15 protein-coding genes are annotated in these 15,752 nt (G+C 65.0%); 10 read left to right on the top strand and 5 right to left on the bottom strand.

Annotated features, from left to right (window positions below; all coding sequences use genetic code 11):
• Positions 1-33: 33 nt before the first annotated feature.
• A complete protein-coding gene (gene dnaN, locus QE494_RS02110) occupies positions 34-1,140 on the bottom strand; it encodes a DNA polymerase III subunit beta (protein ID WP_300041049.1) in 1,107 nt (368 codons plus the stop codon).
• Between the two features lie 653 nt (positions 1,141-1,793).
• Positions 1,794-3,215, bottom strand: coding sequence for a chromosomal replication initiator protein DnaA (gene dnaA, locus QE494_RS02115; RefSeq protein ID WP_300041051.1), 1,422 nt, complete (start codon positions 3,213-3,215; stop codon positions 1,794-1,796).
• Between the two features lie 276 nt (positions 3,216-3,491).
• Here dnaA and rpmH point away from each other — a divergent pair, with 276 nt between their 5' ends.
• The 10 genes from rpmH (at position 3,492) to QE494_RS02165 (ending at position 11,725) form a co-directional block, all read left to right on the top strand.
• Complete coding sequence (gene rpmH, locus QE494_RS02120; protein ID WP_027101598.1) at positions 3,492-3,626, top strand: 50S ribosomal protein L34; 135 nt, start codon at positions 3,492-3,494, stop codon at positions 3,624-3,626.
• Positions 3,627-3,712: 86 nt separating this feature from the next.
• Positions 3,713-4,099 carry a ribonuclease P protein component gene (locus QE494_RS02125; RefSeq protein ID WP_300041053.1) on the top strand — a complete coding sequence of 129 codons (387 nt, stop codon included), beginning with the start codon at positions 3,713-3,715 and terminating at the stop codon, positions 4,097-4,099.
• Positions 4,096-4,392 (top strand): membrane protein insertion efficiency factor YidD, encoded by a 297-nt coding sequence (gene yidD / locus QE494_RS02130; RefSeq protein ID WP_300041055.1) that lies wholly within the window; start codon positions 4,096-4,098, stop codon positions 4,390-4,392. Before QE494_RS02125 ends, yidD begins: the two co-directional genes overlap by 4 nt.
• Entirely contained in the window at positions 4,389-6,092 is a 1,704-nt protein-coding gene (gene yidC / locus QE494_RS02135) for a membrane protein insertase YidC (RefSeq protein WP_300041057.1), read from the top strand. Before yidD ends, yidC begins: the two co-directional genes overlap by 4 nt.
• 62 nt (positions 6,093-6,154) lie before the next feature.
• Entirely contained in the window at positions 6,155-7,561 is a 1,407-nt protein-coding gene (mnmE, locus tag QE494_RS02140; protein ID WP_300041059.1) for a tRNA uridine-5-carboxymethylaminomethyl(34) synthesis GTPase MnmE, read from the top strand.
• Between the two features lie 118 nt (positions 7,562-7,679).
• Complete coding sequence (locus QE494_RS02145; RefSeq protein ID WP_300041061.1) at positions 7,680-8,045, top strand: Rap1a/Tai family immunity protein; 366 nt, start codon at positions 7,680-7,682, stop codon at positions 8,043-8,045.
• A gap of 137 nt (positions 8,046-8,182) precedes the next feature.
• The gene (locus QE494_RS02150) at positions 8,183-9,148 is read left to right on the top strand and encodes a VOC family protein (RefSeq protein ID WP_300041063.1); all 966 of its coding nucleotides are present in this window, start codon (positions 8,183-8,185) and stop codon (positions 9,146-9,148) included.
• An 89-nt stretch (positions 9,149-9,237) separates the two neighbouring features.
• Positions 9,238-9,465 carry a recombinase-like helix-turn-helix domain-containing protein gene (locus tag QE494_RS02155; RefSeq protein ID WP_300041065.1) on the top strand — a complete coding sequence of 76 codons (228 nt, stop codon included), beginning with the start codon at positions 9,238-9,240 and terminating at the stop codon, positions 9,463-9,465.
• Positions 9,466-9,546: 81 nt separating this feature from the next.
• Positions 9,547-10,590 (top strand): aromatic ring-hydroxylating dioxygenase subunit alpha, encoded by a 1,044-nt coding sequence (locus tag QE494_RS02160; protein ID WP_300041067.1) that lies wholly within the window; start codon positions 9,547-9,549, stop codon positions 10,588-10,590.
• A gap of 175 nt (positions 10,591-10,765) precedes the next feature.
• A complete protein-coding gene (locus QE494_RS02165; protein WP_300041069.1) occupies positions 10,766-11,725 on the top strand; it encodes a PDR/VanB family oxidoreductase in 960 nt (319 codons plus the stop codon).
• A gap of 97 nt (positions 11,726-11,822) precedes the next feature.
• Here QE494_RS02165 and QE494_RS02170 read toward each other — a convergent pair whose 3' ends face one another.
• From QE494_RS02170 to QE494_RS02180, 3 genes are read right to left on the bottom strand one after another with little or no spacing between them, the layout of a single operon-like run.
• Complete coding sequence (locus tag QE494_RS02170) at positions 11,823-13,478, bottom strand: sulfatase (protein ID WP_300041071.1); 1,656 nt, start codon at positions 13,476-13,478, stop codon at positions 11,823-11,825.
• Positions 13,479-13,528: 50 nt separating this feature from the next.
• On the bottom strand, positions 13,529-14,542 hold the full coding sequence (locus QE494_RS02175) for a tripartite tricarboxylate transporter substrate binding protein (RefSeq protein ID WP_300041073.1): 1,014 nt from the start codon (positions 14,540-14,542) through the stop codon (positions 13,529-13,531).
• A 57-nt stretch (positions 14,543-14,599) separates the two neighbouring features.
• The gene (locus QE494_RS02180; RefSeq protein WP_300041075.1) at positions 14,600-15,739 is read right to left on the bottom strand and encodes an FAD-dependent monooxygenase; all 1,140 of its coding nucleotides are present in this window, start codon (positions 15,737-15,739) and stop codon (positions 14,600-14,602) included.
• Positions 15,740-15,752: the final 13 nt, after the last annotated feature.

Raw genomic sequence — 15,752 nt, forward strand, 5'->3', positions numbered from 1 at the left:
GCAGCGTCAAAAACGCTACCGACGAGTGCGGCTTCAGATACGCATGGGCATCACGACGTACTTGAAAGCGTTGTTCTCGGGATTGGTGACGAGCGCCGAGCTGTTGGCGTCTTGCAACTCGATCTTGACCATGTCCTGGGACATGTTGGAGAGGGCATCGATCAGGTAGGTGACGTTGAAGCCGATCTCGATGCTGTCACCGCCGTAGTCGATGTCGAGTTCGTCGACAGCCTCTTCCTGCTCGGCGTTGTTGCTGGCGACTCGCAGAACCCCAGGCTCGACGTTCAGGCGCACACCCTTGAACTTCTCGCTGGTCAGGATGGCGGTGCGCTGCAGGCTCCGGAGAAGTGGCTCGCGGCCCAGGGTGACATGGTTGCGATGGTTCTTCGGGATGACGCGGTTGTAGTCGGGAAACTTTCCCTCGACCAGCTTGGTCACAAACTCCATGCCGTCGAAAGAAAACTTGGCCTGGTTGCTGGCGAACTGCATCTCGATCGCCCCTTCGGCGTCGGACAACAGGCGCTGCAATTCAAGAACCGTCTTGCGCGGAAGGATCACCTCCTGGCGCGGCACTTCAACGTCCAGGGTGGCGCTGGCAAAAGCCAAGCGGTGACCGTCGGTCGCCACCAGGGACAACTGCTTGCCTTCAGCAACGAAAAGAATGCCGTTGAGGTAATAGCGAATGTCGTGAACCGCCATCGCAAAAGACACCTGGTTCAGGAGGTCCTTGAGGGTTTTTTGGGGCACGCTGAAAACGGGCCCAAAGCTCGGCGCCTCCTGCACCAGCGGAAAGTCCTCGGCTGGCAAGGTCTGCAGGGTGAAGCGGCTCTTGCCGCCCTTGAGCGTGAGCTTGTTCTGGTTTGACTCCAGGCTCACCGTCTGGTCCGAGGGCATGGTGCGCAGGATGTCGATCAATTTGCGCGCGCCGACCGTGGTCGTGAAATTGCCTGCGTCCCCACCGAGCTCGGCGGTGGTACGGATCTGAATTTCCAGGTCGCTGGTCGTCAGCTGGACCGAGCTGGCAGTCTTTCGAATCAGGACGTTGGCCAGCACAGGCAGGGTATGCCGACGCTCGACGATGCCGGAAACCGACTGCAGGACCGACAGAACCTTGTCTTGCGTTGCCTTCAGGACAATCATGAATTCCTCTTCTCTTCGGGGGTTTCGGCCGGGGGCCGCAAAGGCGGAATCCCCTTTGCGGACTACCCCAGACATTTTCCCCTGTTTCTGGCTCTGTTTTCGCCTACCGCCACATGACTTTGCGGCTTTTCATTCGGCAGGTCTGCCGGGGCGTCGTGTCTTGGTTGCTCAACCAGGGTTGAAAACCCTGTTCGAGCTCCATCGGTTCGCCAAAACTCAGTTGCACTTGTCTCTATAGATGTTCTTTTTTAAAAATAGTAGTAGCTAGTAGAGGGGCTCCGCCGCTGTGGAAAAACGCCTTTTTTTGAACCGTACCAAGCACTTGCCCTGCCCGTGATCCTGTGGGCGACCCCCGCATCTGCTGTCGCATCAAAGTGGATAAGGCTGAAGATCCGGACTCGCCTGTGCACAAGACCAGGCTTATGCCGAAACTATCCCCAGGCTTGTCCTTGGGTCATCGGCTGAGACAAACCGCCAGCGGGGCTTGAAACACATCCCTTCAGGTTACAAAAACCGTGAAAGGAGTCAGAGGGTAAAGGGGCGGCACTCAAAAAGAACAACATTCAAAAAGGACAAAAGGGCGCAGGTGTGCCAGCCAGAGGAGGCAATGATTGGGGCCCCCAGTGTTGGGGCGCATACCTACCAGCTAGGGATTACCCTTTGAGGGTCTGCTCGAGCACGTGAAGTTGCTGGTTGAGATCCGAGAACTGCTGGCGTTCGCCAGAAATCTTTCGCACCGCGTGGAGAACGGTGGTGTGATCCCTGCCGCCGAACAATTCGCCGATTTCCGGCAGGCTTTTCTGGGTCAGTTCCTTGGCCAAGTACATCGCGATCTGGCGCGGCCTGGCGATGGAGGCCGGGCGCTTCTTGCTGTACATGTCGGCGACCTTGATCTTGTAGTAGTCGGCGACCGTCTTCTGGATGTTCTCCACGCTGATCTGCCGGTTCTGGATAGATAGCAGGTCACGCAGGGCCTCACGGGCCAGCTGGATGGAGATCTCCTTCTGGTTGAACCGTGAGTACGCCAAGATCTTGCGCAGGGCCCCTTCGAGCTCGCGAACGTTGGAGCGCACGTTCTTGGCTACGAAAAAGGCGACCTCCTCCGGCATCTCCGCACCCTCGACCCGTGCCTTGTTGATCAAGATGGCCACGCGCATCTCCAACTCCGGCGGCTCGATCGCCACGGTCAAGCCGGCGTCGAACCTGGAAATCAGTCGCTCGTGGATGTCTGCCAGGCCCTTGGGGTAGGTGTCTGACGTCATCACGATGTGTGACTTCTTGGCCAGCAGGGCCTCAAAGGCGTTGAAAAACTCTTCCTGTGTCCGGTCCTTGTTGGCAAAGAACTGGACGTCGTCGATCAGGAGCAGGTCTAAGGAGTGGTAGCGCTCTTTGAACTGGTCAAAGGTCTTGCGCTGGTAGGCTTTAACCACATCCGAGACAAACTGTTCGGCATGGATGTAGAGAACCTTGGCATTTGGCCGGTCGGCCAACAAGCGATTGCCTACCGCATGAACCAGGTGGGTCTTGCCCAGCCCGACCCCACCGTAGATGAATAATGGGTTGTAGAGCTGTCCCGGAGAACTCGCCACATGCAGAGCTGCTGCCCGTGCCATCCGGTTGGCGCTGCCTTCCACCAGGGTGTCAAAAGTCAATGCGGTATTGAGGCGCGTCTTGAAGCCGTTGGCAGCTGAATCCTCGGCCAGATCAGTAGGCTCTGCCGTCGACACAGGATCCGGTGCCACAGGCTGTGATGAAACACGCACGGGAGACTCCCGGTGAGCAAGCACCAACTCCAATGCTATAGCCTGGCCGTACAGGCGCTCGAGCAGTGTCGAAATACGACCCGCGTATTGGGCCCGGATCCAGTCGAGTTTGAACCGGTTGGCGACGAACAAAGTGACCTTGGAGAGGTCATCACTGACCCGTGCGGTCAGGGGCTTGATCCACGTGTTGAACTGCTGCTCAGGCATCTCCTGGGCCAATTGCTCTACGCAGGTCTGCCAGAGGCTGTCGCCAGTACCCGGGCTGCTTGCCGATCCCCCGGCATCGGTTTCTGGTTGGGGAACCTGGATCATCAATGAGGTCTCTTGTTGTGGATAGCTGGCACGCGGGAGAGCGGCGGAGTCTAGTTTATTCAGAACTTGTCCACAAGCCGCGATCGCTGCGTTGACGGCTGTGCCGGCATCTGGTAACTCCACGCTCACGGAGTGCCGCAACGCCTCATCCTTGCTGGGCTGACAGTTTTCGGCGATAATGCCGGGTTCCCTGGACGCGCCTACGAGTCGGCTAACCGGCTTTGCTGGCTGCGCTTTGCGCTCGCGTCCTTCAACCCCCATCCTGGTCCGAAGATCATGAAACGCACCTATCAACCTTCCAAAGTGCGCCGTGCCCGCACCCACGGCTTCCTGGTCCGCATGAAGACTCGCGGTGGCCGCGCCGTCATCAATGCGCGCCGCGCCAAGGGCCGCAAGCGTCTGGCTGTCTGAGGGCCACCGCCCTCGCGGCGCCTGATCCGACAGACTTGTCCTGTCGTCGTTTGCGCGGACTCCGCTGACCGATCCCGTACCGGCACGTGCAGCGGCTCCAGCATCGTCAACAGTTCGACGCCGTTCTGGCGGGTGCCACGGTGGCACGCACCCCGCATTTCGCATTGCACCGTTGCGCGCTGGATTCGACAGGGTCTGGGTCCCAGGGACCGCAGGCCCTGTTTGCTGTCCGGGCTCCCTGGATCGGCGCCCTGATTCCCAAGCGCTGGGCAAAGCGGGCGGTCACCCGAAACACCATCCGACGTCAGATCTACGCCGTGGCCAGTGAATTTGCCTCCCTCCCTGAAGCCGCCCATGTGGTCCGGCTTCGGTCAGGCGTGGACCGCCAGGCTTTTCCCAGTGCCAGTTCCTTGGCCCTCAAACAGGCCCTGCGGGCCGAGTTGAAGGCCTTGTTCTCAGGTGCCAGGTCATGATGCGCGCCACGCTGATCGGTCTGGTCAAGGCCTACCGTCTGCTGTTGTCCCCCTGGCTCGGTTCCTCCTGCCGCTTCACCCCGACCTGCTCCGTCTACGCCCTGGGCGCGCTCGAGCAGCATGGCGCCCTCGCCGGTGCTTACTTGGCCAGCGCACGCATCGCCCGTTGCCACCCCTGGTGTGCGGGCGGGCATGATCCCGTACCTGCAGAGCCTCCGCGTTTGTTTGCCCGCCTGCGCCCGGCCCCCTCGGCCGAGCCAATCAACTCTTTGCCTCACAAGAAGACCTCATGAACGACATTCGTCGCACCATCCTCTGGGTGGTTTTCGGTTTCTCCATGGTGTTGCTGTGGGACCAATGGCAGGTTTACAACGGTAACTCGGCCACCTTTTTCCCCAGCCCGGCGGCCACCACGGCCAAGGCACCACCCGCGGCAGCATCGGCCAGCGCCACCCCCGGTGCCACGTCGTTGCCGACCTCCACCGCCGCCGCCGCTGGCGTTGCCGACGTGCCCTCGGGCAAGGCGGCGGTCGCCGCGCGGGAGCAGGTCACCATCACCACGGACCTGATGCGCCTGGTTTTCGACACCGAGGGGGGGTCCTTGGTGCGCGCCGAGTTTCTTCGCCATGCGGCCGACAACACCGCCGGCCTGCCGCAAGACCCGCGCTTCGTCCTCCTCGAGCAGTCGGCCCAGCGCGTATACCTGGCCCAGACCGGCCTGATCGGCGGTGATTTCCCCAACCACAAGACGGTGATGACTCTGGTGCCCGGCGAGCGCACGCTCGGCGAGGGCAGCCAGTCACTGGCCGTTCGCTTTGAGTCGCCGGAGAAAAATGGCGTCAAGCTGGTCAAGACCTACCAGCTGCAGCGCGGAGCTTATGACATTGCGGTCAAGCACGAGATCATCAACACCGGCAGCCAGCCTGTCTCGCCGCAGGTGTACCTGCAGCTGGTGCGCGATGGCAACAAGCCTGCCGACGAATCGGCCTTCTATTCAACCTTCACCGGCCCCGCGGTCTTCACCGAGGAAAAGAAGTTCCAGAAGGTTGAATTTGCCGACATAGAAAAAGGCAAGGCCGACTTCCAGACCAAGTCCAGCGCCGGCTATGTGGCCTTGGTGCAGCACTACTTTGCCAGCGCCTGGATCCTGCCCCAGGGTCAGCCGCGCGATCTGTTCATGCGCAAGGTGGACACCAACCTCTATGCGGCGGGCATGATCACCGCACCGCAGGCAGTGGCCCCGGGCTCAACGGCCACCGTGCAGTCGAAGTTCTTTACCGGTCCGCAGGAAGAAAAGATGCTCGAGCGCGTCGCTCCGGGTCTGGACTTGGTCAAGGACTACGGCTGGCTCACCATCCTGGCCAAGCCCCTGTACTGGCTGCTGGACAAGCTGCACAGCTTCCTGGGCAACTGGGGCTGGTCCATCATGGGCTTGGTGCTTCTGATCAAGATCGCCTTCTACTGGCTGCAGGCCAAGGGCTACGAGAGCATGGCCAAGATGAAGGCGGTTAATCCCCGCGTCATGGCGATGCGTGAGCGGCTCAAGGACAACCCGCAGCAGATGCAGCAAGAGATGATGCGTCTGTACCGTGAAGAGAAGGTCAACCCCCTGGGCGGCTGTCTGCCCATCGTGGTTCAGATCCCGGTGTTCATCGCGCTGTACTGGGTGCTGCTGTCCTCGATCGAGATGCGGCACGCCCCTTGGATCGGCTGGATCCAAGACCTCTCGGCCAAGGACCCGTTCTACATCCTACCGGTGATCATGACCCTGTCTACCATGCTGCAGACCGCGCTCAACCCGGTGCCGCCTGACCCGATGCAGGCCAAGCTGATGTGGATCATGCCCCTGGTCTTCTCGGTCATGTTCTTTGTTTTTCCGTCCGGCCTGGTGCTGTACTGGATCACCAACAACCTGTTGTCTATCGCCCAGCAATGGATGATCAATACGCGTATGGGGGTCCCTCCGGAGTTCAACATGCCGAAGTTCAAGTAAAACAAAAAGGGCCGCCTAGCGGCCCTTTCCAATGACGGAGCCCCGAGGCCTCTTTCACCACCATGCTCGCAGACCGCAACGCGCCGATTGCCGCCATTGCCACCGCGCCAGGTCGTGGTGCCGTGGGTATCGTGCGGGTCTCCGGCCGCGGCTTGGGCGCGCTGGTACGCGCCTTGTGCGGCCGCGAGTTGCAGGCGCGGCAGGCGCGTTATGGCCCGTTCGTGGCGTCGGACGGCAGGGCCATCGACCACGGCCTGGCCTTGTTTTTCCCTGCCCCGCACTCCTTCACGGGCGAGGACGTGCTGGAGTTGCAGGCCCACGGGGGACCGGTGGTGTTGCAGCTGCTGCTGGCCCGCTGCCTGGAGGCCGCTGCCGAGATCGATGCCGCCAGCGGAGAGTCCCGCCTCCCCGGCCTGCGCGTGGCCGATCCCGGCGAGTTCACCCAGCGGGCATTCCTCAACGACAAGATTGACCTGGCCCAGGCCGAGGCCATCGCCGACCTGATTGACGCCAGCACCGAAGCCGCTGCGCGCAGCGCCAGCCGATCGCTCGCGGGCGAGTTCTCGCGCGAGGTGCACGCCCTGCGCGATGCCCTGATCCATCTGCGCATGCTGGTCGAGGCAACGCTCGACTTCCCGGAGGAGGAGATCGACTTCCTCCGGCAGTCCGACGCCCAAGGCCAGCTCGATCGTCTGCAGGCGCGTCTGGCCCAGGTGCTTGCCCGCACACGCCAGGGCGCTCTCCTGCGCGAGGGCATCACCGTGGTCATCGCAGGCCAGCCCAATGCCGGCAAGAGTTCGCTGCTCAACGCACTCGCGGGTGCGGAACTGGCCATCGTCACCCCGATCGCTGGCACCACCAGGGACGTGGTGAGCCAGTCCATCCAGATCGAGGGTGTGCCCCTGAATGTGGTCGACACCGCAGGCCTGCGCGAAAGCGAGGACCCGGTGGAGAAGATCGGCATCGAGCGCGCCTGGGAGCGGATCACTGGCGCCGACGCCGTGCTGTTTCTCCACGACCTGTCGCGCCTGGGCGAGGTCCCCTACCAGGCGGACGACGCGCGGATTCGCGCCACGCTCGCCGAGCGCCTGCCCGCGCAGGTGCCGGTCATCGAGGTCTTTAACAAGCAGGACCTGGCCCCTGCGGCCCTGCCCGATGTCGGGCTGGCGCTGTCGGCGCGCACTGGCGAGGGCCTGGCGGCGCTGCGCGCGCGATTGCTCGAGGTGGCTGGCTGGCAGTCTGCGCCCGAGGGCGTGTGGCTGGCGCGTGAGCGCCATGTGCAGGCGCTCGGGCGGGTGGGCGGTCACCTGCAGGCGGCCCATGACTTGCTCGCCGCACAGGCCTCGGCGCTGGACCTCATGGCCGAGGAGTTGCGCCTGGGCCAAAACGCTCTCGGCGAGATCACTGGCGAGTTCACGGCCGACGATCTGCTGGGCGTCATCTTCTCTAAGTTCTGCATCGGCAAATAGGACACCGCGCGCGACGCGCCCGGTTGGCGACCGTGGCGACAGGAGGTGAGGCCGCGATGGGAGACGCCATCCGAAAAGCTGTTACAACTTCAGAACAAAGACTCGCAGCGATCCATCCATGCCCAAGACATCGGCGCCTGCCAAACTCCTCGTCCTCGCCGCCCTGGTCATTTCCACCAGTGCCAACGCCGCGTTTCTAGACGGCAATGACCTCTACGAGCGACTGACCGATTACAAGCGCGAGACATCCCGGTCCCTGGTGAGCGCCTCGATGGCTTTTGGTTTCGTCGTCGGCGTCGCCGACACGTGGAATGGGCAGGCCGGCGCCAAGAGCGGCTACATGTTCTGCCTGCCCAAGAACGTGAAGGCGGGACAACTTGTCGATGTGGTGCTTGAGTACCTGCGTACGAACCCCGCCGATCGGCACTATTCCGCGGGCAGTCTCGTCCAGGCCTCATTCGACACGGCCTTTCCCTGCCGCTGACGCAAACCGAGTCTTTCGCTGGGTTTCCCGTGGACGAGCATCGGCCCTTCACCTAAAATTTGTTCGTTTCAGATAAGAAACCTTGTTTTATTAATGAAACAAATCGGCGGACAGGCATCAAAAATCAGCGAGCAGGCATGAACATCCAGGGCATCGACGAAATCACCTTCGGCGCGACCGATCTCGCCGCCTGTCGCCGGTTCTTCCAGGACTGGGGCCTCACCCTGATCTCGGAGGCGCCCGAGGCGCTTGTGTTCGAGAGTCTGAACGGTTGCCGGGTCATCGTCGCGCACTCCGACACGCCGGGGCTGCCGACAGGCATCGAGCCCGATCCCACGCTGCGCGAGGTGGTCTGGGGCGTCGACAGCCCCGAGACCCTGGCGCATTTCCGTGCTCGCCTGAACGGACAGCCTGGCTTCGTCGACGATGCCGGCCGCATCGCATGCATCGACCCCAACGGCCTGGCCCTTCGCATTCAGGTCAGTCGCAAAAGGCCGATCGAGATCGAATCGGCCAAGACCAATACCTGGTCCGCGCGCCATCGCATCAATCAAGCCAGCCCCGCCTACGACCGGGCCACCCCGGTGGAGGTGGGCCATGTGGTCTTGTTCGTCCACGACCTGGCCGAGGTGACCCGCTTCTATGAGGAGAAGCTGGGCTTCGTCCTCTCCGACCGCTATCCCGGCCGCGGCAGCTTCTTGCGCTGTGCGCCCGAGGGCGGGCACCACGACCTGTTCCTGCTGCAGCCGCCCGAGCCGCGCAAAGGCCTCAACCATGTGGCGTTTGCGGTGAGGGATTTGCATGAGGTGGTCGGTGGCGGCCTTCATATGTCTCGCTGCGGCTGGGACACCGAACTTGGCCCGGGTCGCCACCCCATTTCCTCGGCGATGTTCTGGTACTTTGTGAGTCCCGCCGGCGCGCTGGTGGAGTACTACACCGACGAGGACGAACTCACCGGCGACTGGCAGCCGCGCGACTTCACCCCCGGACCCACCGTGTTCGCCGAGTGGGCGGTCAAGGGCGGCATCGACGGCAAGACTCGCCGCCAAGTCAATGCCGAGGCGCCTTCGGGCCGCTTCATGACTGACAAGCCCAAGGGATGAGGCGAGACCTCCCCGCCCCCCCAGGCTCGCGCACAGTTTTGCAACGGAACACGCCCACCCGATTCGTTACGACCGCTCCGGAGAACGCCATGGCCGAACAGCCGCTCTATAACGAAACCCATCAGAATCGCCGCGCCGTACCCACCGCTTATGAAAGCCTGCTGGGTGACTCGATCGAGCGCGCTTTCGGCCAGGGCATCCATGACCTGCACGGCCTGGTCGCCTATCTGAACCAGGCGGGCCCCTCGGCGCCCAACGGCCAAGCCTGGACAGCCCAGAGTTACTCGCGAGAGATCGCCCGCTTGGCGGCGGCCTGAGCCCCGAACAACTGCTAAGAAAAGCGCCAAGCAAGCCCCAACCTGCCGCAGACCGACGCTCGCCTCGAACCGGAGACCGACATGAACATGGCCTACGCCCCCGTGAATTTCCAGCAGGACCCGATCGACGCAGCCCTCGCGCAGGGCCTCAAGGACCTGTGGTTCCCGGTCTGCCCCTCGCACTTCGTGAAGGAACAGCCCGTCTCGCTGCGGCGCCTGGGCTACAAGATCGTGCTGTGGCGTGATGGCCAAGGGCAGGTGCAAGCGCTGGAGGACCACTGCCCCCACCGTGGCGCGCCGCTCTCGCTGGGCGTGATCCTGGGCGACCGACTGGCCTGCGCCTACCACGGGGTCGAGGTGCGCCAAGATGGCGTCGTGACCAAGGTGCCGGGCAGCCCCGGCTGCAAGCTCGAGGGCATGAAGGCCGCGCGGCGCTTTCACGCGGCCGAGGCCGCTGACGCCATCTTCCTGTTCAACGCCACCGACCCGCACTGCGAGAGCCCGCCCCCGCTGGTGCTCCCGGAGCAGCTTTCGTCTCCCGAGTGGTCCTCATTCCTTTGCTACACCGAGTGGGGCTGCGACTACCGTTATGTGATCGACAACGTGATGGACCCGATGCACGGCGCCTACCTGCACCGGCAGTCGCACTCCATGGCCGAGGGTGAGATCAGCGCCGAGTTTCAGCTCACCGACACCGACCAGGGCTTCATCTTCGAGAAGAAGGGCCAGAAGGGCATCAACTTCGACTGGACCGAGTGGATCGACAACGGCACCCACTGGATGCGTCTGGCGATTCCCTATCCCAAGACTGGCGGCCCTGGCGGCCCTTTCACCATCATCGGCAGCTACACGCCCATTGCCGCACGCGCCAGCGGCGTCTTTCACTGGCGTTGCCGCAAGGTCGAGGGCTGGGAGCGCGACACCTGGCGCTTCCTGTACAAGAACCGCCTGGAGCAGCGGCACTGGAACGTCCTCGAGCAGGACCGCGTGCCGATGGAGGCGATGGAGCCCGACGCCAACAAGCGCGAGCACCTGTACCAGCACGACATGGGCATCGTCCGCCTGCGCCGGCACTACCGCAATCTGGCCGCCGCGCAACTTGAAAAGGCGGGTCAGGCGACCTGACCCCGTGGTCGTACCCGGTGGCACTCCCTGCACGGGCTGCCGACCTGGGCCCTACCCGCGACCCGCCGCCTGTCACCGTGCTCTCGGCCAGAAGTAGCCCCCCAGCCGGCCGGCCCTGGCTTCCCCTGTTACGCTCTACAGCTCCCCAGCATTACCTCCGTAAAGGCCCGCTCCCGTGACCGCGACCCTGACCGCCCTGGTCTCCCAGATCCGCTACGAAGCCAAGGACATCCACAGCATCGAGCTGCACCCGGTGGGTGCCACCGCCTTTCCCGCCTTCGAAGCGGGCTCCCACATCGACCTGCACCTGGGCAACGGCCAGGTGCGCTCCTACTCGCTGTTCAATCCCGCCGGTGAAACCCACCGCTACTGCGTGGGCGTCTTGAAGGACGCCAAGAGTCGAGGCGGCTCGCGCTGGGTGCACGAGCAGCTGCGTGTCGGCAGCACCCTCACCATCAGCGCGCCGCGCAACAACTTCCCGCTTCAAGAAGGCGCCGACCACAGCGTGCTGGTCGCCGGCGGCATCGGCATCACACCCATCCTGTGCATGGGCCGACGCCTGCAGGCCCTAGGCCGGCCCTTCGAAGTGCTGTACTTCGCCCGCTCGCAACCGCACGCCGCCTTCGTCGCCGAGGTGGAGGCCCTGGGCGCGCCGGTGCACTGGCACTTTGACGACGCGCGCGGCGGCCCGCCCGACCTGCGGGCCCTGCTGGCGGCTCGGCCTGCCGGCGCCAACACCCACTACTACGCCTGCGGCCCCGCGGTGATGCTCGATGCCTTCGAGAAAAACTGCGCCGACCTGGGCTACACCAAGGCCCACATCGAGCGCTTCGCCGCCGTCGAGGTGAAGGCGGCTGCCGATGCGCGCAGCGGGTTTACCGTGATCCTTAAGCAGTCAGGCAAGGAATTCACCGTCACCGCCGACCAGACCCTGCTGCAGGCCCTGCGCGCCAATGGCGTTGAGCCTGTCACCAGCTGCGAGGACGGCATTTGCGGCGCCTGCGAGACCCAGGTTCTCGAGGGCCTGCCCGACCACCGCGATTCGGTTCTGAGCAAGGCCGAGCGCGAGGCGAACAAGACCATGATGATCTGCGTCGGCGGCTGCAAGAGCGAGCGACTGGTGCTCGCGCTCTGAGCCTGCGCCCCCGCCGGCCTATTCCCGCCGATTCACGCGCGACCCTCCTGGGTGAGGTCGCCCGGGCGGGTGGTTCACCCGCATCTGCCCCGCCAGATCAGGCCGAGGCGGTGGGATAGGGGCTGGTGTCTGCTGCCTCCAGCATCGCCCGAGCCAGGCGCTCCATCAGCTCGCTGCGCACCGCCTGTGCAGCGGGCGCGCTCCAGAGATTGCGCAACTCCTTCGGGTCGGCCTGCAGGTCGTACAGCTCCCCCCAGGGCTGGCCGTCATAGAAGGTGAGGCGGTGCTGCCGGGTGCGCAGCGTGCGCATGCGCACCCGGCGGTCCATGCCGAAGTCGGCGCGCTGGCTTTCCTCCTCGACCAGCAGCGCCTCGCGCACCTCCTGCACCTCGCCCCGTAGCACGGGCAGCAGCGACCGCCCGTGCATGCCGTTGGCTGGCAGGAGGCCGGCGCGTGCCAGCACCGTGGCGGCGATGTCGGTCGTCTGTGCCAGGGCGTCGACGACGCGGCCCGCCGGTGCTGCGCGCTCGCGGCCTCCTTGCGAAGCCTTCATGTCGGGCGATTGCGCCGTGTCGCGCCAGATGAAGGGCACCCGGGTGAGCGCGTCGTAGTGCAGCCCGCCCTTGAACATCAGGCCGCGTTCCCCCAGCAGCTCGCCGTGGTCGGCCGTGAACATCACCACCGTGTTGCCGTCCAGGCCGAGCGCCCGCAATTGCGCCATCACCTGACCCACCGCATCGTCGATGCAGGCCAGGCTGCCGTGGTGCAGGGCCTGGGCCTCTCGGGCCTCCTGCGCGCTGCAGGCGAAGGCCCCAAAGCCCGGCTTGAAGCCGGGGTTGGCGCTGCGCTGCGCGCGCAGCCAGGCCAGGGCAGGCGGCGGGTTCACGCCCTCGGCCGCAAAGGTCTCGGGCAGGGGCATGTCCTCTGGCCTGAACAGGTCCCAGTAGCGCCCGGGAGGGGTGAAGGGATGGTGCGGGTCGGGGAAGGAGCATTGCAGGAAGAAGGGCTGCCTCCCCTGCTCTCCGTTTTTGCCTTGCGCGCCTTGCGCGAAGTCGGCCAGCATGGCGCAGGTTTGCTGGGCGATCCAGGCGGTGGGGTAGAGATCTTCCGGTACGCGGGTGCGCCAGGCCTGGCCCAGCGCGCCCAGGGCCAGCCCCGGCGTGGGGATGGCGTTCGCCGGGCCGATCAATCGGTCTGCTTCGCCTGGCGGCAGCTGGGCCCGCAGCCACCGGCGCCAGTGCCCCTGTTGCTCGTCGCCGTGGCCGATGCTCAGTGCCACCCGCTCGAAGCCGTAATAGGGGAGATCGAGCTCCCAGCCGGGGTCCTCTTCCCACCGGCGGCCCACCTCCTGGCCGTAGCGGCCCGGGTAGGGCCGGCTTGCGTCCTGCGGCAGTCTCTGGCCAGCGGCGGGCCAAGGGGGCGCCACCGCGGTGATGTTCTGCAAATGCGACTTGCCCGCCAATGCGGTGCGCCAGCCGGCCTCGCGCAGTTGCTCCACGAAGGTCGATTCGCCCAGCGAGAGCTCGCGCCCGTTCATCTGCAGCCCGTGCGCGCTGGGCAGGCGCCCGGTCATGAGCGAGGCCCGATTGGGCTGGCAGATCGGGGTCGCAACATGGAACTGCTCGAAGCGCGCGCCGCCCGCCGCCAGGGCGTCGATGTGCGGCGTGCGCACCCGCGCGTGGCCCGCGCATCCCAGAAGATCGGCGCGGTGCTGGTCGGTGACGAACAGTAGGAAGTTGGGGCGCGGGGCCATGGGGGTGGAAAGCCTGGCGCGGGCTACATGCGCCAGGTTGGCCGACCGGGTCAGTCGGCCTTGATATTGAGCTCGCGCGCCAGCGTGCCGTAGCGCTGGTTGTCGGCTTTCATAAAGCCCTCGAGCACCTGCGGCGAACCGCCGGCCACCTCGATGCCCGCGGCCATGAGCTTGTCGCGCACCTCGGGCATCTTGATCACCTCATTGATCTCGCGGTTGATGCGGGCGATGGTGGCTGCAGGCGTGGCTGCAGGCGCGAACACGCCGTACCAGGCGTTCACCTCCACCCCGGGCACACCCTGCTCGGTGGCGGTGGGCACCTCGGGCAGCAGCTCGGAGCGACGGGCCTCGGTGACCGCCAGGGGCACCAGCTTGCCGGCTTTGATGTGCGGCACTGCGCCGCCCAGGCCCACGTACAGCAGCTTGACTTCGCCCGCGAGCGAGGCGGTGATTGACGGAGCGACGCCCTTGTAGGGCACGTGCATCAGGTCCAGCTTGGTGCTGCGCTTGAACATCTCACCGGCGAAGTGCATGGGCGATCCGTTCCCCGCGCTGCCATAGGGCAGACCCGGGGACTTGCGCGCGGCCTCGAGCGCCGCCTTCAGATTGTTGGCCCCGAGAGAGGGGTTGGCGACCAGCACCAGGGGCGTGGTGGCCGGCGCGATCACTGGCGCCAAGTCCTTGTGCACATCGACGCCGCCGCCCGCACCAGGGGGCAGCACATGGGGCGAGATGACCATGGTGTTGGGTGTGAGCAGAAGGGTGTGGCCATCGGCCGGCGCCTTGGCGACGAAGCTGGCGCCCACCAAAGCGCCGGCGCCAGGCTTGTTGTCCACCACCACGGGCTGGCCCAGGCGCGGCGCGAGTTTCTCGCCGATGATGCGCGCGGCCAGGTCGGGCCCGCCGCCTGGCGGGAAGGGCACGACCAGGGTGACCTGGCGCGAGGGGAAGGCGGCCTGGGCCGATGCCAGCTGCGGCATTCCGGCGGCCAGGGCCAGGCCGCTGGCTGCCAGCAGCCCCAGTGTGCTGCGGCGGGGCAGCGAATGATTCGACGTGTGCTTCATGTGGTCTCCGTTCTTTGGTTACTTCTGCAGGGTGAATTGAATCTCTTGCACGGCCCCTCAGGCCAAGGGGGTGTTCCAGGCGTCGTAGCCATAGACCCAGTCGGCATTGCCAGGGCCCTTCATCCACTGGTTTCCGCGCGAACCGATCTGGATTCTCGCGGTGCGTTCGCGGCGCGCATCCTCGTAAACCTGTAGTCCCTTTTGCGCCTGGGGGCGTGTCGCGGCCTCGGTGAGCGCGCGACCCAGCACCACCGCGTCCTCGATCGCCATGCCGGCGCCCTGTGCCATGAAGGGCAGCATCGGGTGGCAGGCGTCGCCCAGCAGGGTCACCGTGCCCACGCCCCAGCGGGTCAGGGGTTCGCGCTCGTACAGTGCGCTCTTGAGAACGCTGTCGCAGGCCTCGAGCAGCTTGCGTGGTTCGGCATGGAAGTCTTGGTAGGCGGCGCGCAGTTCATGCACATCGCCCTCGCTGGTCCAGGACTCCTCGGTCCAATCAGGCTGCCCGGTGGTGGCGAAGACGAAGGTCTCGCGGCCCTGGTTAAGCGGGAAGGTCACGATCTGGGTGTGTGCGTTGGGCCCCCACCACTTGGTGAAGGCCTCGATCTCGGGCACGTCTTTGACCCGCTCGGTCGGCACCACGGCGCGGTAGGAGACGACGCCGGTGAAGCGCGGCTTTTCTTCTCCGAACAGGGCTGCGCGAACCCGGGAGTGAATGCCGTCGGCGCCGACGACCAGGTCATGCCGGGCGCTGCTGCCGTCTTCGAAGGTGAGTGTCACACCCTGCGCGTCCTGCGTCAGCGTGGCCATGCGTTTGGCAAAAAGTACCCGCTCCCCCGGAAATTCGGCCGCAAGTGCCGCCAGCAGATCGGCGCGGTGGATGGTCACCTGAGGCGCGCCGTACTGCGTCTCGGCGATATTGCCCATGCCCAGGCGAGAGGTCTCGGCATTCGTATCCCAGTCGCGGCTGATGCGGTAGGTCGGCTGTGCGCCCTCCGCGCGAATACGCGCGCCGATGCCACCGCCCAGTCCGTCCAGTGCCCGCACCACATTGGGCGTGAGGTTGATGTCGGCGCCGACGCGCATCCACTGCTTTGCCTGCTCGTAGACGGTGACCTCGTGCCCGGCGCGGCGCAGCGCGATCGCGGCGGTCAGCCCGCCGACGCCGCCGCCGGCGATGCCGATGTTCATTGCTTGCATGCGAAGAGACTCC

The organism is Ramlibacter sp., from assembly GCF_029866045.1.
GTDB lineage: Bacteria > Pseudomonadota > Gammaproteobacteria > Burkholderiales > Burkholderiaceae_C > Ramlibacter.